Here is a 20,361-nt window from a genome sequence, read left to right on the forward strand (position 1 = left end):
GCACGCTGTTGGCGAACGACGACACCGTTCAGGTTTGTTCAGGAGTTTCCGTGGACGTTCGACACAGCGAGTACCTAACGTAGGTTCATACGACGCTACGGGGGGACTTGGTGACACAGGCGGCTCAGGATTTCGACGAGGATGACGTCGCAGCCGCGGCCGTGTACGACGCAGCTCTGGCGGAGTTCACCGATGCCCTCAACCGTCTGCACATCGAGTTCGGAGCCCCCTCCTACAGCGAGATCGTCAAGGCATCGGAACGTCCGAAGCTAAGCAGGGCCGGCATCAACGAGGCCCTGTCCGGCAAACGTCTGCCTTCCCTGGACGCCCTCGTCGAATTCGTCCGCGTCGTCACCAACTCCGGCTCTCAGACGCGCAGTACGGCGCCGGGTCACGCGGCCTTCCCAGAACGTGTCGGCGAATGGCGCGAGCGGTGGCGAGAGGTCAAGTACCGGCAGCGAGAAGTCCAGGCTCCGGCACGGCGTGTTCGGCGTGCCACCAAGACACTGGTCGCAGAAGCTCTCGCCGAAGCCGAGTCGGTCAGGGCGCAGGCACATGAGCAGGCGGAACGCATCAGGAATGAGGCTCTTGCCCAGGCGGATCACGTGTCCAGCCAGGCACGCCAGGACGCGGTCACCATGAAGCAGCAGACCGATGAGCTGTGGTTCCGCGTCGAACGCGAGGTCGAGGAGTTGCGCCAGCGAACACGGAACGAGTCGGCGCAGCTCCTTCAGGACGCCGGCAAACGCGCCGAAGAGATCATCCGGGCGGCGAACGACCGGCTGTCCGAGGCCGAGGTCAGGGCCCAGGAGATGTTCCAGCAACCGAAGGGCAGCAAGATTTGGCCTCCTGCGGTCAGGAGGTCCGAGGCTCTGCGTCAGTTGCGGGACGCCGCCCAGCAGGTTGTCCGCGGGGAGCTATACATCCTGATCGATGCCCTGTCCAGGTCGGATCCACAGCACGTGGATGTCTCGGTCAAGTCCGTGGGCACCTTCTCCAATGGAGAGATCAACCAACTTGCCCGGACGTTTGACGAAGTTCTCCGGGAAGCCGTACGGCTGGCAGCCGAGCAGGCGCTGCTACGGAACAGCGTCAACGCGATGTTCATCAACCTCTCGCGCCGCTCCCAAAGTCTGATCCAGCGTCAGCTCTTGCTCATCGTCGAGTTGCAATCCCGCGAGGCCGACCCGGGCCAGCTGTCCTCGCTCTTCAAACTCGACCACCTCGCGACCCGCATGCGTCGTAACGGTGAGAACCTTCTATTCCTCGCCGGTGAAGAGCCCGGCCGCCGCTGGACCAGCCCGGTCACGTTGGTCGACGTGCTCCGCGCCGCCGCCTCCGAAGTGGAGCAGTACGACCGCATCGAGTTGGTCTCCATACCGGCCACCGGAGTGGCCGACCGGGTCGTCAACGACCTCGTGCACCTGCTTGCAGAACTCCTTGAGAACGCGACCTCCTTTTCCCCGCCGCACACCACGGTGAAGGCCACAGGTCACGCGCTGCCCGACGGCCGCGCCCTGATCGAGATCCACGACACCGGTATCGGCCTCTCTCCCGAGGACCTCATGGCGATCAACGAGCGGCTCGCCTCACCACCCGTCGTGGACCTCTCGGTTTCCCAGCGCATGGGACTTTACGTGGTCAGCCGACTGTCCCAGCGTCACGGGATCCGCATCCAGTTGCGCCCGTCCGGTACAGGTGGAATCACTGCGCTGGTCATGCTGCCTGTTGATGTCGTGGCAGTACCGCCTGCGCCTGAGTCCCCCGCACCGGGACCAGCGAACTAGGCACCAGCTGCGCCGGTCTCTCCGTGCCGTCTCATCCGCGCCGATCCGCTTCAGGTTCGCCTTCCCCGTCGACGATCGGCCCAAGGGACAGCCGGAAGGCGTCGGCAATGGTGGCGTACCGGGCAGCAACGTCCAGTTCGGGTCCGCCGATGATGTCTGCGGCTTTGACCTGCGCCTCGTAGAGGAAGTACTTCACCCTCTCCAGGCAGAAGGCACGGACCTGGGCGTCGGTCATGTTGAGGATGTCGGCTCCCTTGTACCGAAAGACGCCGATGACGTCTTCGGTCTGGGGAACATCGGGGACTTCCTTGGGTTGCGGCCGGTCCCACGGCCTTTTGTCCTTCGTCATATCAGGCACTTTTCCTGCACCGGGACGATGGCGCGCCAGTGCGGGGCACGGCTGTCGACCGTGCCCCGCTCGCCCACACACGCTCATACCTCGGTCTCGGCCTCCGCCTGGAGCTGGGCCAATTCCGCTTCGAGGTGGGCCATCGCCTCGCCGCCGGCCATGAGGTCGGTGATCTGCTCGCGGGTGCGCTCGCCCTTGCGGAAATCGTCGGCCTTCTGGCCGCGGATGAAAACGGCGAAGTGGTCGCCGACCATCATGGCGTGGCGCACGTTGTGGGTGACGAGGATGACCGCGACGCACTCGGCGCGGGCCTGCATGACGATCCGCAGGACGTGGGCGGCCTCCTTCTGTCGTCGGCTGAGGCTCAGACACTCCGGGGCGCAGCTCCGCCAAGGGACGTTCGAGGCGGAGGGACCGTGCCATTCGCGTGCCAGATCATGCGGGGAACCACGGGGAACAGCGGAGACTGGCCCAAGATGCGGCTAGGGCTCCAGCACCGCTCCGCCGCAAGTCAGTACAGGAACCGCCGCCAAAGGACCCGAGCTTCCCAAGCTCAGGGCTCAGTCCGACAGAATGCGGGGGTGTCCCTTGATGCCATTGACTCCGTGGACTGGTCGGCGATACCCAACCCGACGTGGGACCAGTGCGACGAACCGGAACGGGTTGCTCACGCACTACGGCTGCTGGCGGTGTCCACCACGGCCAACGAGACGGGCGACGCCGCGTCTCTGCTTGCCGGTGGGGGATTCGTCTGCAGCCACGCCGCCATGGTGTTTCCGGCGGCCTACGCTGCCACCCCGATCCTGCTGGACCTCGTCGAACACGGCCAGCGACCGCGCATCAAGCAGGCAGCCCTCGGGCTCCTGGCAGACGCACTGGGCTACTTCCCGACCGCCGGCCACAACCGGGTCGACACCCCCTACGACACCGACGTCCCACTCTGCTGCGCCATCGCACGCCTCATCCGCGGCCGTCGCAGCGCTCTTCTCGTCCATGGGAATTACGGCAAGCGACTCCTGGCAGAAGCGGAGCTTCACTGGCGGATGACCATCGAGGAGACAGAACTCCAGCCTGACGGCACTCTGACCGCCCTCGCCACGCTCGAAGGCACACCCTTCGAAACACCGGGCGAGGCCGAGTTCCACAGCCCGCTTTCCGAACGACCTGAAGCCTCCGTGTGGATCGACGCACTGACGGCCGACCTCTCGGGCGCCGCGTGCATCCAACTCGGCCGCATACAGTACGACGCCCTCCCGGGTTCGGTCCTCTACCCGGCTGAGTGCGGCCGACGCGAGCACTGACCGCGTTGCCAAGTCTCAGCGGTCGCACCACAACCGCACCAGATCGAGCGGGAGCAGCGGGGAACTGCGGTGCAGGCGGCCTGGGTCGGAAAGGCCTCACCGTGACCGTTCGCGCAGATCAGCGGCCGAACTCCAACAAATGCTCGCTGCCTCCCAATCTCGGAGCGCGCACTGCTGTGTTGACGATCTCGACAACCCGAACAGCGTCACCGAGGATCACGATGTGACCGACGACGAACTCATCCTGGCTACCCGTGCACGCGTGGCCAGCCGGAGGCTGCCAGGTCCCGCGTCCGCCGAGGACGTCACCAGGTTCGAGCGAATCGTGGGCCACCCGATGCCCGAACTGTTGAAGCGGATGTACCTCGAAGTCGCCAACGGCGGCTTCGGCCCGTCGAAAGTGCTGTCCCTCACCGACACGGGCAAGTGGTTCGGCGACCGCGCGGACACTGCCATGGCCTACGACGACTTCGCCGCCGACCCCGATCACCCACTCCCGCCAGGGATCGTGCCTCTCATGAATCGCGGCTGCGCCATGTGGACGCTGATCGACTTCCGTACCCCAGACGGGCAGATGTGGGACTGGGATCCCAACCTCTGCTGTCTCCAGCACGCCCTCGCCCCGCTCGAACAGTCACTGGCCCAGTGGCTCGCCGACTGGCTGCACGACGTCATGCCCGATGGGCCCTACCCACACCGCGAACTGTCCAGCTGGGATTGCCCGCACTGGTGACGTCCGGGACGAGTACGCCGTCTCACTTTCCGTCTCATTCAGCACCGTTCACGATCGTTCAGGCGAGACCCGAAGCCGTCTCCGCAGCGGCGACCGACCGCCCATGAACCCAGGTGAACGCCCCCGAATACAACCCCGCTCCCCACCACCACAGTTGGAAAGCGTGTTGGGGGCAACCCCTCACGAGTTCGAATCTCGTATCCTCCGCCAGTGCCTCACCGGGCACGATGTCGAAGGGCCCCACCGTTCGCGGTGGGGCCCTTCGTCGTGCACTGGTTGCATTTCTGGTTGCATTCATAAGCTTCGATTTCAGACATTCCGCCGACCTGTCGGCCCTCTCGCCCCGCAATTGAGACGGATCACGGGGATACGCCATCCTTGAACCCGGCCCCGCTACGAAGCTCCCTGGTCTGACGAGGTGCACGTCGCATGAAGTCCCGATCAACGCTGGCGACATGGCTCGGCAGCCTCGACAGCTCTCGTCTGGCACGTGTGCTCGGGGCACGGCAGGACGCCGTGTCGCTTCCGGAGCCGCGTTCGTTGGGCGAACTGGCGGATCGGCTTCAGCGCCCGGGATCGGTAGCGCTGGTCCTGCCGCGGCTCGCGCTGCCGCACCTCCAGGTGGCCGAGGCGCTGGCGGCACTGGGGTCGCCCGCATCGCGCGATGCTCTGGTGGAACTGCTGGGAGCTGTCGACGACGCAACCACCCGTGAACTGGACGCTGTCCTGGAGGTGCTGGCCGATCAGGCTCTGGTCTGGCCGGACGGCGCGGGGCAGCTCCGTATGACCGGATCGCTGCGGCAGGCATGGGACACCCCCCTAGGGCTGGATGCTCCGCTGGAGGAACTGCTCGCGGGCACGACCTCCGACGAACTGCGCGGCATGCTGGTGGCACTGGGCGTCAAGCCGCCGGGCACCAAGCCGCAACGACTGGCCGCCCTGGTGGAGCATCACAGCGACCCGGAGCAGGTCGCCTCCGTGGTTGCGAAGGCCCCTGCGGCTGCCCGGGAACTGCTCGACCGCCTGGCGCGGAACGCGGCGAAGCAGCCGCAGTTCGTCGTGTCCGGGTTTCCTGGGCCCGACCTCGAACCGGGCGCACGATGGGCACTGGACCGGGGGCTCCTCATCCAGGACCGGCACCGATACGGCCCGGCGCGTATGCCCGCCGAGGTGGCACTCGCGCTGCGCGGACCCGGCTGGCACGCCCCGTTCGATCCTGTCCCACCGTGCCCCCGGCTGGCATCCGTCACCCCGGCGGAGACCGATCGCGAAGCATCGGCCGCGGCTACGGTCTTCGTCACCCATGCCGCCTCGGTCCTGGCGGCCTGCTCGGCAACCGCACCAGCCCGGTTGAAGTCCGGTGGGGTCGGTGCGCGGGAGCTGGCCCGGATCGGCAAGGCGGCCCAGGCCGACGACGCCGTCGTACGCATCACCCTGGAGACCGCGTACGCCGCCGGGCTGCTGGGTCCGGACGGCGGCCTCGTGGCCCCCACCGAGGCATACGACGCCTGGGCGGAACAGGAACCCCCGGAACAGTTCGCAGTGCTGGTCCAGGCGTGGCAGAACCTGCCGCTCACCCCCACCCAGGCACGGGACGAGGACAACAGAGCGCTCCCCGCCGTCGCCGGAGCACCACCCTGCGGCGGCTGTGTGCAGGCCCGCCTCGGGCTGTTGGCCGCTGCGGCACAGCTCCCGGCAGGGCAGGGCGCGCGAGTCTCCTCGGATCTGGGACCACTGATCGCCTGGCGCCGCCCCCTCGCCGACTCGTCACCCCAAGACGGAACGCCGTTCGCCGGCGTGATCCGTGAGGCCGAACTCCTCGGAGTACTCGCGCGTGGCGCCCTGTCCGCTCTCGGCATCCACCTGCGGACCGGCGATACGGAGGGGCTGAGCATCGAGTGCCGGCGGCTGATCCCCTCGGCCACGGCAGTGGCTCGGATCGGCGCCGACCTCACCGCAGTCGTCACCGGCACGCCGTCCACGCGACTGACCGCGCTCCTGGATTCCGTCGCCGATCGAGAGACCAGCGGCACGGCATCGGTGTGGCGGTTCAGCGCCAGGGGCATCCGCCGGGCTCTGGATGCCGGCCGCATCCCTGAGGACATCGCAGCCGACCTGGCCGCTGTCGCCGGCGGGCCCCTGCCACAGCCGCTGTCGTATCTGATCGCCGACACCGCGCGCGGCCACGGACGCGTGCGCATCGCCCCTGCCGCCTGCGTCATCCACGGCGACGAGCCGGTGCTCCTGGCCGAGCTCGCCGCCCACCGAGGGCTCGCCGCACTCCGGCTGCGGCAGCTGGCGCCGACGGTACTCGTCAGCCGCAGCCCGATCGACACGACCCTCGCCGCGCTCCGGGCCGAGGGTTACGCCCCTGTCGCCGAGACGGCCGAGGGCACGGTACGCATGGAGAAAACCCGGCCTCAGCGGGCCGCCGCTCTCGTTCCCACTCCACGCGGCAGCAGCGCGCGGGACAGCGGCCGCATCGCTGTCGCTGCCCCGCGCGCTAAGGCACCCGCCGCCGTCGACCCGAACACCTTGGCGAACCGGCTTCTGACCGCACCGCCCACGACTCCCGAACCCGCGCCGTTCGACGGAGGAGTTCCCTTCGCCACGGACACCGAAGAAATCGTCGCGGGGTGGGCGAAGCGCCTGCCGTACAGCGACATCCGCCAGCTCGCGCATGCCATCGATGCCGGTCAGGCCATCACCGTCGAGTACGTCGCCACCTCGGGCAGCCGGACCGTGCGCACCCTCAGCCGCCTCGCACTCGACCCGCCCTACCTGGAAGCCTGGTGCCACCTTCGGGAGGCCGAGCGCGTTTTCACCCTCTCGCGCATCCACAGCGTCATGAGCGTCATGCCTGAATGAAAGGGTGATGGTATCGGTAAGGATAGTATCTCCAGCGATACCATCACCCTTGGAAGGCTTGCCATGCGTCGCTTCATCGGGCGGGACCGTGAGCTGAACGTGCTCGGCAACGCCTTGCAGGCGGTTCATGATGCCGCCGGGTCGGCGAAACCGGGCCAGTGCATCCTCATGCGCGGCCGGCGGCGGGTCGGCAAGTCCAGCCTCGTCGAGGAATTCCTCCAGCGCACCGAGACGCCGTACCTCTTCTTCACCGCGGCGGGCGGCACGGCGGACGACGAGCTGACGGAGCTGCTCGACGCCGTCGCCAGATCCACCCTCCCGGAGCGGGGACTGTTCTCGGAGGAGGCCCCGGAACAGTGGAATGCGGCATTCAGACTGCTTGCGGAAGTCCTGCCCGACGACAGCCCGAGCGTGGTCGTCATCGATGAGGTTCCGTATCTCATGGACCGAATCGACGCGTTCGAGGGGATGTTGCAACGGGCCTGGGACCGGCTGCTCAGCCGCAAGCCCGTGCTCCTCCTCCTGGTCGGATCCGACCTGTCGATGATGGAGGCGCTGAACAGCTACGACCGCCCCTTCCATCAGCGGGGCCGGGAAATGGTCGTGGGGCCGCTGAACCCGGCCGACATCGGCGAGATGCTCGACCTGTCGCCGGCGGTCGCCTTCGACGCCGCCCTGATCACGGGCGGTCTTCCGCTGATCTGCGCGGAGTGGCGGGCCGGAGCGGACGTCTGGGAGTTCCTCCGCGACTCGCTCGACAACCCGATCTCGGCGCTGCTGGTCTCCGCCGAACGTTCACTGGCCGCGGAGTTCCCACCGCAGGCGATGAGCAGGGAAGTCCTACGGGCCATCGGAGCCGGAGAACGAACCTTCACCAACATCGCGCGCGCCGCCGGCGGCATCGCCCACACCACGCTTACCCGGGCAACCGAAGTCCTGACCGAGAAGCGGGTGGTGGCAGCCGAACTGCCCCTCTCCCTGCGCCCGTCGAAAGAACGCCGCTACCGAGTGGCGGACCCCTACCTGCGGTTCTGGCTCGCGTTTCTGGATCCGCACATGGCTGAGATCGAGCGGATGCGAGGAGATCTCACACTGAGCCGGATCAGGGAGCGGTGGACGAGTTGGCGGGGCCGCGCGATCGAGCCCTTGGTCCGGGAATCCCTCGCCCGTCTCCTGCCGGACGGGCTCCTGCCCGCCGCCCCGGCGATCGGCGGTTACTGGACCCGCAGCAACGACGTCGAAATCGACTTGGTGGGCGCCGACCGGCAGCCGGTGGCCAAGCAGTTGCTCTTCCTCGGCTCGATCAAGTGGCTGGAGAACTCCCCGCTCGACAGCCACGACCTATCCGCACTGCAGAAGCACCGGGCGGCGATCACCGACGAGCCTGTGCCGCTCGTGGCAGTTTCCCGAAACGGAACCAGCTGCACTGGGCTTCATGCGGCGTACGGGCCCGACGAACTGCTCAGTGCCTGGCGCAGAATATGAGCATGAGCAGCGGCTGAGGTGCCGTGGTTGCAGTTCTGGTTGCGTTCACCTGCCTACGGCACTGTCCAGAAGCCCCGACCACCCCCACTCCATCGCAGGTCAGAACACTCCCGTACGCCCCAGAACCCTCAGACGAACATTTGGAAAGCGTGTTGGGGGCAACCCCTCACGAGTTCGAATCTCGTATCCTCCGCCAGTGCCTCACCGGGCACGATGTCGAAGGGCCCCATCATTCGTGGTGGGGCCCTTCGTCGTTGTCCGTGTTGGCCGTCTCAGTTTCCGTCCGGGTCGGCCTCCGCGGAGTACCAACCGGGGGCGCTCTCCTTGGTGACGACCGGCTCCGCCCAAGCCGCGACCGCGAGGGCGTCCCGCTTCGCCATGCACCCGTCGACGACCTCGTAAAGCAGCCGCCGCACTCGTGGCCCGAGCCGGACCACGTACCGAACGCCCGCTCATGATCCGAGTAGGGCGTCACGCCACCCACGCGGGCGATGATCTCGACAGGGTCCGTCCGCTTGTCCATGGTTCCTCCCCCGCCTGTCCCCTCCCGGACGGGGGACAGGCGATCCCGGATCCTGGCAGCTGCCTTCCATCGGCGCCCCAAAGCGCCTCTCCGGCCTGCTGGGCGGTCCTTTTCAACACCGCCCCGGTGACATGCATGTTCCGGGCCCGCATACGGGCCGCTCCCCGGGCCCCCATCCCATGAACGCGTCGACCACGACGTCCGTGCTCTCGGGAGCCGTGGGCTACGTGGACTACATGGGCTATTCAGTAGGAGGCATAGCGTTCAAGACCGTTGACGAAGCGCGGTGTTCCTCACAGACAGCCCACCAACTGTCGCCGCCTTTGTCCCTCACGTGAACGCTCCACATCGCTTCGCGTCCGCAAGGAGCGCCCCAAGCGCAATGCCGCTGATACGACTCCTGGCCGGAGGCATGGTTCCGCCGGTCCCACTTGATCGGTGGTTCGAGGAGTTCCACGCGACCAGTGAAGCGCGTTTCGCCGGTTCCCACAGGCAGTTGTGCGTCGAAGCCGGAAGCGGTGGGGGCGCACTGAGTGACTTGGCAGGTCAGGCCGTACGGCGCGCTACAAGCGCCAGGCGTATTCGGGTGCCTGGTCGCATCCCCGCGGCGCCCCTCCCAAGTCGCTTCGGGACGAAGCGGTCAGGCATCTGTTTCTTGTGGACCGACATCGCGGAAGACGGATCTGTGGTCACCGCTCCGAACTAGGTCGTCGACGACATCGACCATCCCGGGAATTCCTCTGTCGCGGACGATCAGCCCATCCCAGACGGAGAAGAACCTGCCTCCAAGACATTCGCCGGTCTCTCGCCAACGGTCCATGTCGCGATGGACGACATCCAGGGTGTAGATCGTCCCCGACCACCGTTCCCCCTTGTCGAAGATCACCCACATGTCGACGTCATCCATCTCGTCGAGGGGCACTCCGGCATCGGGGACGAAGCAGATCTCGTAACCCTTGCGCTGGACGCGGTAGAACGCCCCGTCCCACATCCGGTGTCCCCCAACCCCTTGGCCGCTCACAGCAGATGTCAGCCCACCTGGCCCGGCTCGAACGGGCTGGTCCCCTCCACAACGGGCCGGTGTCGCGGGTCTACGACTGCCGGCCGACGCAGGCGGGGCGATCGTAGGACAGCGCCGCACGGTCCGGCACCGGAGTTTCCCGCACGATCCGTCTCGTTCAGAGGTGGTTGGCGTTGGTCCCCTCTTCACGACCCGGAATTCCACCATGGCAACACATACTCCGGTGGTTCATCCACAAAGGCCGTCTCCCCGCCGATCTGTCGAGTGCGGGCGCCCTCGGGATCGTCCAAGTCGTACGCCGACCGCCCAGGACACCATCCGCAGGGAACCCCTCCATGCGCCGATGAGTGCGTCGCGGGCCGCGCGGTGTTCCGGGGTGTCGACGTTCAGGAAGGTGGGTTACTCGGCGGCGGTAGACGGCATCGGAGAGGAAGCGGGTTCGTGGATCGGACAGTTCGGTGGCCGGGGCGTTGGACTCTGCGTTGGACGGGGCGTTGGACGGGGCGTTGGGCTGGTCGGTCGGCGCGTCCGGTGCTTCGTGGCTTCGGTACGCCTTCAGCAGGTCACTCGGGTGTTGTACGCCCGCCCGTTCCACCTCGGTCAACAGGGCCTGTTCCCATGCCGGGTGCTGTCCTTCGGTCGGCTGGTGACCCGTCCGCTGAACGGCCCCGTTACGGTGCGGAAGTTGGCGGTCTGCACGCCGCGTACGCCTGTGCTGCCGTCGGCGTCCGCCTATTTCCCTCAGCGGCTTCTGGATACCGCGGCTGCTGAGCATGATGGTCCGGGGTCGGTTCGGTATCCCGCCGACGGGCGGGTAGGCGATCGCGAGGGCGAGGGGGAGAGACGTGTCCGAAGAGTCCGGTGGTGGTGGTGTCGTCGTCTACTGGCGGCCCATGTGCCCGTACTGCATGCGACTTCTTACCCAACTCCGGTTCACGCGGCTGGAGTTCAGCAAGGTGAACATCTGGCGGGAGCCCGACGCGGCCGCGTTCGTCCGCTCCGTCGCGGACGGGAACGAGACCGTGCCGACGGTGACTGTGGCGGGGCGGGCGATGGTCAATCCGTCGAAGGGGGAGTTGTTGGAGGCGGTGGCGGCTTATGCGCCGCATCTGTTGGCGGAGAGGGAGGGCGGCTGAGCGATCCGACCGCCCTGTTCATACGGCGTCGTCGGTTCATAACAGCCTGTTCATACAGCGTCGCCGGTTCACATGACGTCGCCAGTTCCTACGACGTCTCCGGGTCATGCGGCGTCTCCCGGTCATGCCGCGCCGAGGAAACCCGGGTCTGGATTTGGGCGTCGGACATTCGTTTCACGTCGGCGAACCGGTCGTCCTGGCGGGTTCCGGCTGCCAGGTCGCTCAGGGCGTACGCCGTGTACGTGAACCCGTCCGTCGTGTGGAACTGTGCTCCCCAGTTGCCGAGGGTCACCGCGGTGACCCGCGACCAGGGCAGGTGTTGGGTGCCCCAGGGGTTCACCATGACGATCGTGTCCGTGGTGAGTTCCAGACGTACGCGCAGCAGCACCCACCAGGCGAAGAGGACGAGGACCAGTGCGAAGGCGGTCGCTGCTCCGGCGGATTCCGCGTTCTGCCTGTCCGGGTGGGAGAGAACACCCCACCATGCGGACAGCGCCCCGCACGCCGGGCCGACGGCCAGCAAGTAGCCCCCGAGCCGACCGAACCGACTGACCCGCCAGACGCCTATGACTCCGTCCCGTACATCGCCCACGGTACGAATGATGCCCGCGTGGGCGCAGGTTCGTCGCCCTGTTCTGAACGGGTTCCCTTGCGGGCGAGTGCCATGGCTCCTGCCTCTGCTCCCTCTTGGTGACTCAACCCTGTTCGCGGCTGGGCTACTTGGGCGGGACGAGCGGGTCCCCGTCCCGGGTCGGTGGGGTGTTCCACCAGGCCGGTGGGGGTGGGATCGGGGTCCAGTCGGGGCCTCGGTGGGTCTGCCACCACGTTTCTATCGTGTGGAGCTTGTCCTGGAAGTGGCGGTCCCAGGACAGGAATCCGGTGGTGGGTGCCCGGAGTTCGGTGCTGCGGCCGTTCGCCTCGTGGAGGACGATCGACTTGATGCCCGCGGAGGACTGGACCTGGACGGCTTGGATGTCGGACCAGGGGATGGTTCGGCGGCGCACGTTGCGGACCACTGCCGCGGACGGGGTGAGGGTGATGCCGAAGCGGGAGGGGAGGAGGTTGCCCAGCACCAGCAGGGCGATCCAGAACGCCACCGCGCCTGGCACTCCGCCCGGCGGTGAGATGTCGGTCCCGGGTGCGGCGTAGAAGACCGCCGTTATAACGGCCATGGGCAGGAAGGGTGTTATCCGTTGCCACACCGCCATACGGATGCGCACCTCGGCCGGCGACGGTCTCCCGCTCGGCGAACTGTCCATCACTGCACCCCCGTTGTCCCGTCGCGCTGTTGTCCCGCTTGTCCGGTGCCGTGATCCATTGTCGCCGTTGTCTCTGTGTTTGTCGTTGAAGAAGTCTCCCGGGACGTGACAACCTCCCTGGCCTGTAACCCCGTTCCTCAGGCATGACGTACTTCTCACCGTGCGGCGCGCCGGTGCCGGGTGGAGGTGGCCTGTGATCCGGACGGCGGTCTGGCAGGACGTCTCCGATGGCGGTGCTGCCCGCGATGACCGCGATGCCCGTGGAGTCGGGCTCGACTTCGACGACTTCGCCCGTAGTCGGCAGGCGCATCTGCGGCGCACGGCCCATCTGCTGTGCGGGGACTGGCACTTGGCCGAGGACCTGACGCAGACGGCGCTGGCGAAGCTGTACGCGGTGTGGCGTCGGGTACGGCAGTTGGAGTCGCCGGACGGGTACGCGCGGCGGGTGCTGTACCGGACGTTCATCGACGAGACCCGGCGACGGCGCTGGTGGGAGCGGCCGGGGGCGGCGGCGGACCAGGCGGAGGTCATGGCACCCGCCTCCGATCCGGATCTGCGGCTGACCCTGCTCGATGCCCTACGGCAACTGCCGCCGCGTGGGCGGGCGGTGCTGGTGCTGCGGTTCTGGGAGGACCAGAGCGTGGAGGCCACAGCGGCGGCGCTGGGATGCAGCGTCGGCACGGTGAAGAGCCAGACCTCCCGGGGACTGGGCACCCTGCGCACCATCCTGGCCGACTCCGGCAAGGATCTCGGCAACGACTTCGGACCTGGCAGCACAGGCGCTGGAACCGGCTATCTGCGGGCGGAGTGGTGAGCGTGAGCGGGAAGGCCGGTGACGACTTCACGGATCGGACGGACCAGGCGGGCCAGGCGAACCAGGTGGACCAGGTGGGCCAGACGGACCAGACAGACCAGACAGACCAGACAGACCAGGCGGACCAGGCGGACCAGGCGGACCAGGCGAGCCAGACGGACCAGGTGGACCCGCAAGATCCGACGGACCAGTACGCGTACGAGTCCGCGCTGGTCGACGCCCTGGGCGGGCTCGGTTCCGGGGTCGAACCGCCCATGCCCGATCTGGTGCCGGGTGCCGTCGTGCGCGGTGCGCGGATCCGTCGGCGGAGGCGGGTCGGCGCGGCCTTGAGCGCCGCCGTCATGGCGGGAGCACTCGTGCTCGGCGGGCACGCCCTGCTCTCGCCCCGGCCGGAGAGTGCGCCGACACTTCCCGCCGGGCAGCCCTCGGTCTGGCAGCCGTCGCTGGAGTTGGTGCGGACGATCCTCTCGGCCGGCAACGGCGGCAGTGGCGATGCGGGCGCGACCGTCTCGGCCGAGCAACCCCGCCAACCCCTGCGCCCCGGGCGCTACTTCAAGATGACCACCGCCGACGGCAGCGTCAACGACCTTTACGTGAGGGTCAGTCGGACCGTCACGGACCCTTTGTACCCCCACCCCACCCGGGCCTGCGCGGACAGCAACGGCCGTCTGCTCGCCTCCCCTTGGAACGGCCTGATCACCCGGTGCGCCCTGACCGAGCACGGGTCGGGCAGCCTGTTGATCTACTACGTGGCCGACGGATCTCTGGGCACCGGTGTCACCTATCTGACCCCGGGTGGATGGACGGTGCAGGTCATCGCGGGCACGCTCGACGAGGCCGCCACCGGCCGGAGCCGCAGTCGTCCGCGCATGGGTCCGCTCACCCAACTCGCCACCGATCCCCGCATCTTCGACGCCGTGAAGGGGAGCGGCGGCGGCTGAACCGGCACATCGCCGACTGAGTGAAACACCCCTTACCCACACCCTGATCAACCCTGAAGGAGTACATGGCATGGACATGCCTAAATTTGGCGCGCCCGGAATACGTACATCCGCCCTGGCCCTCGGCCTCGGCCTGCTCCCCCTCCTCGCCGCCTGCGGAGGCGGTTCAAACAGCAAGTCGGCCTCCAGCAACGCGAGTTCGGATTCGAGCCCGGCCACGACGTCAGTCAACGGCGCCACCCAGCTCACCGTCCCGGACGGCGTGGACGAGGACACGAAGAAGCAGTACATCGAGGAGAACGCCATCGCGGTCTGCATGAAGAAGCAGGGCTTCACCTACACCCCGCACGTGCAGACCTCGACCGCGACCGATCCGTACGCCTCGCTCGACGGGGAGGACTACGCGCGGGCCAAGCAGTTCCGACAGAAGTACGGCTTCGGGTACTACGCCGGCGCCGTCTACCCGAACGACCCCAACGTCCCCTTCAGCAAAGCCGCGACGGCCAAGCGGACCTCACCCCAGGACCAGGACGAGGTCGGTCTGACCGACGCCCAGAAGAAGGCGTACGACATCGCGCTGACCGGTCCCCCGGCCAAGACCAAGGCGGAGGAGAAGGTCGGCGGGTGCTCGGAGACGGGGCGGGTCGCGGCGCACGGGCCGGCGCTCAGCGCGGCGGCCGAGAAGAACGCGGAGAAGGCCCGCGACGACCAGAACCACGCCAACGGCCTCGCGCTCAACGGTGACGCCCAACTCGTCCAGCTCGCCCAGCAGTTCGCGAGCTGCCTGACCGGCCAGGGCATCTCGGTCAGCACCACCCAGCCGACCGGCATGGTCGACATGGTCCGCATCGACATCTCCCGCCAACTGCCGGAGAACTTCATGTCGATGAGCAAGGAAGCCGCGCTGCCGCTCCTCAACAAGGACATCGGTATCGCCCTCAAGGACCTGGAGTGCGGCAAGAAGTTCCGCGCCGCCTACTTCCCCAAGGAGAAGGCCAAGCCCTACTACGGGGAGAACGGATGAGCCGCCCAGGGGAAGACGCGATCAGCCGAATCGGCGGCGGTCGTAGGCGACTTGGGGTAGCCGTCTCGGCGGTCGTGCTGGTCGGGGCGGGTGGGTGGTTCGCCGGTACGCAGGTGCAGTCGCCCGCGGACGCCGCCGCCGCGCATCAGGCACCGAAGGCCGGGCCGGTGACCGTCGCGGTCGTACGGCAGTCGCTCACCGCGAGTGTGGTGGCGACCGGGTCGGTCGAGTTCGCGTCACCGCGGCCGTTGTCGCTGGCCGGGCCGGTCGGCAGCGGGGCGGCGGCCGGTACGGACGGCGAGGGCACCGAGCAGCGGGTCACCAAGGCGCCGGTGGCCGGTACGAAGATCAAGGAGGGCGACGTCCTGATGACGGTCAACGGCCGTCCGGTGTTCGCGCTCGGCGGTTCCGTACCGATGTACCGCACGCTGGGGCCCGGCACTTCGGGCGATGATGTGACGCAGCTTCAGAAGGCTTTGAAGCGGCTCGGGTTCGACCCCGGCGGCACCAGCGGGACGTACGGGCAGGGAACCGCCACCGCCGTCGCCGACTGGTACAGGAGCGAGGGGTACGACGCCCAGGAACCGAGCTCCGCCGATCAGCAGCAGCTCGGCTCGCTCGAACAGGCCGTCTCCGCCGCGCAGGAGGCGCTTCTCACCACCAATAGCGCTGCTGGTGAGGAGAGTTCCAGTGAGACCGGGTCGTCCAGCACCCCTGCCCCTCAGACCAGCACGGACAAGCAGGTCCACGAGATTCAGGTCGAGTCCGCCCAGAAGGCACTGGACTTGGCGAACGGCGCGCTCAGCGGCTTCAAGGCCACCTACGGTACGAAGGTCCCGGCCGGCGAGGTCGTCTTCCTGCCGAAGCTGCCCGCGCGGCTGGACAAGGTGAGCGTGAAGACGGGCGACACCCCGTCCGCCCAGATCGGCACGGTGACCAGCTCCGACGTGGTGGTGCAGGCGGCCGTCCCCGGCACCGATGCCCAGCTCCTGCGGCACGGCATGACCGCCCGACTGACCACGGCGGACGGCGAGTCGGCACAGGGCACGGTGGACGTCGTGGCGGACGCTTCCGACTCCACCGCCGCCGTCCAGGTACGGATCACCGTCCCGGAACCCGGGCCGCTCGCCGGTGAGGCCGGGGCCGCCGTGAAGGTGACCATCAAGGTCGGGGCCTCCGACGGCAAGGTGCTGACCGTGCCGATGGCCGCGATCCACACCGCGTCGGACGGACGGGCCCGGGTCAAGGTCGAGCGCGGCGACGTCGTGACCGACGTCCATGTGACCGTCGGGCTCTCCGCCGCCGGGGTCGTCGAAGTCAAGCCGGACGGAGGCGCGTTGAAGGCGGGCGAGAGGGTGGTGGTGGGCGAGTGACCGACATAGCGGTCGGTGCCGAGGTCGATACCGTCATTCAACTCACCGGTGTGGAGCGGACGTTCCCCTCCGACCCGCCCGTGCACGCCCTGCGTGACGTCCACTTGGCCGTACGGCGTGGCGAACACCTGGCCATCGTGGGGCCGTCCGGTTCGGGGAAGTCGACGCTGCTCAACACGCTCGGGCTGCTGGACCGGCCCACGGCGGGGTCGTATCGGCTGGACGGGGTGGAGACCACCGGGCTCGGCGATCTCGAACGAACTTCCCTGCGGGGGAGCCGGATCGGGTTCGTGTTCCAGTCCTTCCACCTGTTGCCGTACCGGACGGTCGACGAGAACGTGATGCTGGCCGAGGCGTATCGCAGACCGCGGCCCGAACGGGGGCGGGGTGGACGGCTCGCCCGGGCCCATCGAGCCCTGGAACAGGTGGGGTTGGGGCACCGGGTGGGTTTCCGGCCCGACCGGTTGTCCGGCGGTGAGCGTCAACGGGTCGCCATCGCACGGGCGTTGCTCAGCGACCCGGCGCTGCTGCTCTGCGACGAGCCGACCGGCAACCTGGACACCGAGAACACCCTCTCCGTACTGGAACTCTTCGACGACCTGTGTGCCCAGGGCATGACCCTGGTCGTGATCACCCATGACGAGGCGGTCAGCCGGCGGGCGGGGCGGCGGGTCCGGATCACCGACGGATGTCTGGCCGAGGAGGCCAAGTGAGCGTCGTAGAAAGGGAGATGGAGGCGACGGCGCGGGTCGAGCGGCCCTGGATGGATCCCCGGGACCTGTGGACGGAGGCCCTCGCGGGGGTCCTCGCCCGGCCGGTGCGGTCCGCGCTGACCACGCTCGGCACGGTCCTCGGCATCACCACACTGGTCATCACCATCGGGGTCGCGTCCACCGCGGGCAACCAGATCGTGGGCCGGTTCGACGCGCTCACCGCGACCTCGGTGACCGTGACCGTGCCGGAACCGCTGCCCGGTGCGGAGGACGCCGGGCCGTTGGTGCCGTGGTCGGGGACCGACGCCGTGGCGCGGCTGGCGGGGGTGGAGTCGGTGGCCGCGCTCGCCGACTCGGACGCCACCGACAGCGTGCTGGTGCGGGCCGACGACGTGACCGCGCCCGGCGACCTGTCCGGCCAGACCCTCGCCGTGGTCGCCGCCTCGGCGGGGCTGCCCGCGGCCGTGCACGGGCGGATGACCGCGGGACGGTTCTACGACGCCGGGGACATCGCCCGGCGCGACCACGTCGTCGTGCTCGGCGACCAGGCCGCGCGGCTGCTCGGCATCAAGCGCGTGGAGGACGCGCCCGCGGTCTTCTTCCGCGGGCAGTCGTACACCGTCATCGGCGTCCTCGGCGGGATCCGGCGCGAGGCGCGGCTGTCCACCGCCGTCATGGTGCCGCCCACCACCGCGGCCGACCGCATCGGGCTGCGGAACGTCACCCGCGTGCTGGTGAACACCGCGCTGGGCGCGGCCAAGCAGGTCGCGCGCCAGGCACCGATCGCGCTCGCGCCCGGGCACCAGGACTCGCTCGCCGTCGTGGCCCCGCCCGACCTGTCCAAGGCCCGCGCCGGCGTCCAGAACGACACCGACAGCCTCTTCCTCGTCCTCGGCCTCGTCTCCCTCGTGGTCGGCGCGATCGGCATCGCCAATGTGACCCTGGTGACGGTGATGGAACGGGTCGGCGAGATCGGGCTACGACGCTCCCTGGGCGCGTCACGGCGCCAGGTGGCCGGACAGTTCCTGCTGGAGTCGACGACCATCGGGCTGCTGGGCGGAGTCGTGGGCGCGGTCCTGGGCATCGCGGTCGTGGTGTGCGTCGCCGTGTTCAAGGAGTGGACGCCGGTGCTGGATCTGCGGCTCGCGCTGGGTGCGCCGCTCGCGGGTGCGCTCGTCGGGCTCCTCGCTGGGCTGTATCCGTCGCTGCGGGCGGCTCGGATGGAGCCGGTGGACGCGTTGCGCGCACCGTCGTAGGACGATTCCGCCGTCGAAGGGGGCGGGTCCACGGCGCGGCGTTCCGCCGCATAGAGTGCTGCGGCAGATCCGGCGAATCCGGCAATCCGTGGAGGTAGATCGCGATGGAGACCCCGCCGCAGCTCACCCTGGGTCGGCTGTTCTCCTCGTGGCAGGCGGACGTCCCCGCGCTGCTGGTCGTCGTACTCCTCGGCGGCCTGTACGGCTGGGGCGTCCTGCGGCTGAGGCGGCGCGGCGAGGCCTGGCCGGTGGCGCGGACCCTCGCGTTCGCGCTGCTCGGGCTCGGCACGATCGTGGTCGCCACGATGTCCGCGCTCGCCGTGTACGACCGCGTGCTGTTCTGGCCGGCCGCCGTCCAGAACGTCCTCCTCGACCTGATCGCCCCGCTCGGCCTGGCCCTGGGCGATCCGCTACGGCTGGCTCTGCGCGCCCTGCCCGAACGTGCCGCGGGCCGCGCGCAGGGGGCGATGACCGGTCGACTGTTCCGGCTGCTCACGTTTCCCCTGGTCAGTACGGCCCTGGTGCTGGCGACCGAGCTGACGATCTACTTCACGCCGTACTTCGAGACGGCCCTGGCCGACAACTGGCTGCACCAGCTGATGTACCTCCATCTGCTGCTCGCCGGGAGCCTGTTCGTGCTGCCGGTGCTCACCCGGGAGGAGGCGCTGCCCGCCTGGTGCACGCATCCGGTGCGGGCGGGGCTGGTGTTCGTCGACGGGATCATCGACGCGGTACCAGGGATCGTGGTGATGACCCACGGCACGCTCATCGCCGGGTCCTGGTACCTCAGCCACTCCCCGTCCTGGGCCCCCGACGTCCAGCACGACCAGCAGCTCGGCGGCGGCGCGATGGTCAGCATCGCCGAACTGGTCGCCCTCCCCTTCCTCCTCGCGATCCTCGTCCAGTGGGCCCGCACGGAACGCGCCGAGACTGTGGCGCTGGACCGGCGGCTGGACACGGAACTGGAAGTGGTCCGGGCGACGCCCGCGAAGGCCTCGACGGGGACGGCGGCGGGGGCTGAAACGGGGACTTCTACTGAAGGGCCCGATCTCGTACGCCCCTGGTGGGAGACCGAGAACAGCGAGGTCGCGCAGCGCATCCGGGGTCAGCGGTAGCGACCGGCTCTCAGACCCGGCTGTCCAGACCGTCCAGGCTGTCCAACTCCCTGATGAGCCGGGCCCCTTCACGGGTCATGATCTCCGGGTCACGCAGGGCGTTGGAGAGCAACGACATGCCCTGATAGGCGCCGATCAGGGTCAGGGCGAGGCCCTCGGGGTCGGCCGCGCCGAGCTGCCGGTACTGCTCCGCCACCCAGTCCACCAACCGCCGTATGACCTGCCCCGCCGCGAGATCGAGGCCGTCCTCGTAGCGCTTGTCCAGCTCTACGGCGAGCGTGCCCATGGGGCAGCCGTGGCGGGCCGCGGTGTCCTTCTGGTCGACCCAGCCGCCGATGAGCGCCTTGAGGCGTTCGCGCGGGTCGGGGAGCCGGTCCAGCTGTGCGGTCAGGGTCTCCAGGTTGCCGGTGTGCTCGGAGAGGGCCGCCTCGATCAGCTCGTCCTTGGTCTTGAAGTAGTAGTAGACGTTGCCCGTCGGGACGTCGGCGGCACGGGCGATGTCGGCGATGGTCGTGCGCTCCACGCCCTGCTCGTGCAGGACCCGGGCGGTGGCGGTGGTCAGACGCTGCCGTTTGCCCGCGGCGGTGGGCCGGGCGGGCCTGGTGGGCTGCGCGGGCCGGGCCGGCCCGGAATCCTTTGAGTCAGTCATCTGACTAACTATAG

The 20,361-nt window shown here is 68.6% G+C and carries 19 protein-coding genes; 13 read left to right on the plus strand and 6 right to left on the minus strand.

The annotated features are described in order from the left end of the window. The first annotated feature begins 110 nt into the window (after positions 1 to 110). On the plus strand, positions 111 to 1,787 hold the full coding sequence (locus tag OG226_RS24385) for a sensor histidine kinase (protein WP_329350014.1): 1,677 nt from the start codon (positions 111 to 113) through the stop codon (positions 1,785 to 1,787). 31 nt (positions 1,788 to 1,818) lie between these two features. Here the strand turns inward: OG226_RS24385 and OG226_RS24390 are convergent, their stop codons facing one another. Beyond that, complete coding sequence (locus OG226_RS24390) at positions 1,819 to 2,136, minus strand: hypothetical protein (protein ID WP_329350015.1); 318 nt, start codon at positions 2,134 to 2,136, stop codon at positions 1,819 to 1,821. 83 nt (positions 2,137 to 2,219) lie between these two features. Further along, positions 2,220 to 2,453, minus strand: coding sequence for a hypothetical protein (locus OG226_RS24395; protein ID WP_329350016.1), 234 nt, complete (start codon positions 2,451 to 2,453; stop codon positions 2,220 to 2,222). Between the two features lie 264 nt (positions 2,454 to 2,717). Here OG226_RS24395 and OG226_RS24400 point away from each other — a divergent pair, with 264 nt between their 5' ends. The 4 genes from OG226_RS24400 to OG226_RS24415 all read left to right on the plus strand — a co-directional run bounded on the left by OG226_RS24400 (position 2,718) and on the right by OG226_RS24415 (position 8,523). Further along, positions 2,718 to 3,437 carry a hypothetical protein gene (locus tag OG226_RS24400; protein WP_329350017.1) on the plus strand — a complete coding sequence of 240 codons (720 nt, stop codon included), beginning with the start codon at positions 2,718 to 2,720 and terminating at the stop codon, positions 3,435 to 3,437. Positions 3,438 to 3,660: 223 nt separating this feature from the next. Next, entirely contained in the window at positions 3,661 to 4,170 is a 510-nt protein-coding gene (locus OG226_RS24405; protein WP_329350018.1) for an SMI1/KNR4 family protein, read from the plus strand. Positions 4,171 to 4,599: 429 nt separating this feature from the next. Further along, positions 4,600 to 7,038 (plus strand): helicase C-terminal domain-containing protein, encoded by a 2,439-nt coding sequence (locus OG226_RS24410; RefSeq protein ID WP_329350019.1) that lies wholly within the window; start codon positions 4,600 to 4,602, stop codon positions 7,036 to 7,038. Between the two features lie 63 nt (positions 7,039 to 7,101). Next, positions 7,102 to 8,523, plus strand: a complete 1,422-nt coding sequence (locus OG226_RS24415) for an ATP-binding protein (protein WP_329350020.1) — start codon at positions 7,102 to 7,104, stop codon at positions 8,521 to 8,523. A gap of 1,163 nt (positions 8,524 to 9,686) precedes the next feature. Here OG226_RS24415 and OG226_RS24420 read toward each other — a convergent pair. Continuing rightward, on the minus strand, positions 9,687 to 10,037 hold the full coding sequence (locus OG226_RS24420; RefSeq protein WP_329350021.1) for a hypothetical protein: 351 nt from the start codon (positions 10,035 to 10,037) through the stop codon (positions 9,687 to 9,689). Between the two features lie 875 nt (positions 10,038 to 10,912). On the opposite strand from OG226_RS24420, the gene OG226_RS24425 reads away from it, so the two are divergent. Next, the gene (locus OG226_RS24425) at positions 10,913 to 11,203 is read left to right on the plus strand and encodes a glutaredoxin domain-containing protein (RefSeq protein ID WP_329350022.1); all 291 of its coding nucleotides are present in this window, start codon (positions 10,913 to 10,915) and stop codon (positions 11,201 to 11,203) included. Positions 11,204 to 11,291: 88 nt separating this feature from the next. Here the strand turns inward: OG226_RS24425 and OG226_RS24430 are convergent, their stop codons facing one another. Beyond that, complete coding sequence (locus OG226_RS24430; protein ID WP_329350023.1) at positions 11,292 to 11,795, minus strand: PH domain-containing protein; 504 nt, start codon at positions 11,793 to 11,795, stop codon at positions 11,292 to 11,294. Between the two features lie 124 nt (positions 11,796 to 11,919). Then, a complete protein-coding gene (locus OG226_RS24435) occupies positions 11,920 to 12,375 on the minus strand; it encodes a hypothetical protein (protein ID WP_329350024.1) in 456 nt (151 codons plus the stop codon). A 280-nt stretch (positions 12,376 to 12,655) separates the two neighbouring features. Here OG226_RS24435 and OG226_RS24440 point away from each other — a divergent pair, with 280 nt between their 5' ends. The 7 genes from OG226_RS24440 to OG226_RS24470 all read left to right on the plus strand — a co-directional run bounded on the left by OG226_RS24440 (position 12,656) and on the right by OG226_RS24470 (position 19,698). Next, positions 12,656 to 13,276 (plus strand): SigE family RNA polymerase sigma factor, encoded by a 621-nt coding sequence (locus tag OG226_RS24440; RefSeq protein ID WP_328681786.1) that lies wholly within the window; start codon positions 12,656 to 12,658, stop codon positions 13,274 to 13,276. 2 nt (positions 13,277 to 13,278) lie between these two features. After that, positions 13,279 to 14,217 (plus strand): hypothetical protein, encoded by a 939-nt coding sequence (locus OG226_RS24445; protein ID WP_329350025.1) that lies wholly within the window; start codon positions 13,279 to 13,281, stop codon positions 14,215 to 14,217. 76 nt (positions 14,218 to 14,293) lie between these two features. Further along, entirely contained in the window at positions 14,294 to 15,241 is a 948-nt protein-coding gene (locus OG226_RS24450; RefSeq protein WP_329350026.1) for a hypothetical protein, read from the plus strand. Beyond that, positions 15,238 to 16,614: a peptidoglycan-binding protein gene (locus OG226_RS24455; protein WP_329350028.1), complete on the plus strand. Its 1,377-nt coding sequence runs from the start codon at positions 15,238 to 15,240 to the stop codon at positions 16,612 to 16,614. The genes OG226_RS24450 and OG226_RS24455 overlap by 4 nt, the downstream gene beginning before the upstream one ends. After that, positions 16,611 to 17,327, plus strand: coding sequence for an ABC transporter ATP-binding protein (locus tag OG226_RS24460; RefSeq protein WP_443044796.1), 717 nt, complete (start codon positions 16,611 to 16,613; stop codon positions 17,325 to 17,327). Before OG226_RS24455 ends, OG226_RS24460 begins: the two co-directional genes overlap by 4 nt. Beyond that, positions 17,324 to 18,583, plus strand: a complete 1,260-nt coding sequence (locus OG226_RS24465) for an ABC transporter permease (RefSeq protein WP_329350031.1) — start codon at positions 17,324 to 17,326, stop codon at positions 18,581 to 18,583. Before OG226_RS24460 ends, OG226_RS24465 begins: the two co-directional genes overlap by 4 nt. A 104-nt stretch (positions 18,584 to 18,687) precedes the next feature. Then, the gene (locus OG226_RS24470) at positions 18,688 to 19,698 is read left to right on the plus strand and encodes a cytochrome c oxidase assembly protein (RefSeq protein ID WP_328681777.1); all 1,011 of its coding nucleotides are present in this window, start codon (positions 18,688 to 18,690) and stop codon (positions 19,696 to 19,698) included. Between the two features lie 10 nt (positions 19,699 to 19,708). On the opposite strand, the gene OG226_RS24475 is transcribed toward OG226_RS24470, so the two are convergent. Next, entirely contained in the window at positions 19,709 to 20,347 is a 639-nt protein-coding gene (locus OG226_RS24475) for a TetR/AcrR family transcriptional regulator (protein WP_328681775.1), read from the minus strand. Positions 20,348 to 20,361 lie beyond the last annotated feature (14 nt).

Origin of the sequence: Streptomyces sp. NBC_01261, from assembly GCF_036226385.1 — a bacterium.
In the GTDB taxonomy this organism is placed as follows: domain Bacteria; phylum Actinomycetota; class Actinomycetes; order Streptomycetales; family Streptomycetaceae; genus Streptomyces.

Coding starts and splice junctions, on each gene's coding strand:
- OG226_RS24415 (WP_329350020.1), top strand. CDS start 7,102: ATGCGTCGCTTCATCGGGCGGGACCGTGAGCTGAACGTGCTCGGCAAC.
- OG226_RS24435 (WP_329350024.1), bottom strand. CDS start 12,375: ATGGCCGTTATAACGGCGGTCTTCTACGCCGCACCCGGGACCGACATC.
- OG226_RS24470 (WP_328681777.1), top strand. CDS start 18,688: ATGGAGACCCCGCCGCAGCTCACCCTGGGTCGGCTGTTCTCCTCGTGG.
- OG226_RS24455 (WP_329350028.1), top strand. CDS start 15,238: ATGAGCCGCCCAGGGGAAGACGCGATCAGCCGAATCGGCGGCGGTCGT.
- OG226_RS24390 (WP_329350015.1), bottom strand. CDS start 2,136: ATGACGAAGGACAAAAGGCCGTGGGACCGGCCGCAACCCAAGGAAGTC.
- OG226_RS24410 (WP_329350019.1), top strand. CDS start 4,600: ATGAAGTCCCGATCAACGCTGGCGACATGGCTCGGCAGCCTCGACAGC.
- OG226_RS24475 (WP_328681775.1), bottom strand. CDS start 20,347: ATGACTGACTCAAAGGATTCCGGGCCGGCCCGGCCCGCGCAGCCCACC.
- OG226_RS24395 (WP_329350016.1), bottom strand. CDS start 2,453: ATGCAGGCCCGCGCCGAGTGCGTCGCGGTCATCCTCGTCACCCACAAC.
- OG226_RS24420 (WP_329350021.1), bottom strand. CDS start 10,037: ATGTGGGACGGGGCGTTCTACCGCGTCCAGCGCAAGGGTTACGAGATC.
- OG226_RS24450 (WP_329350026.1), top strand. CDS start 14,294: ATGCCTAAATTTGGCGCGCCCGGAATACGTACATCCGCCCTGGCCCTC.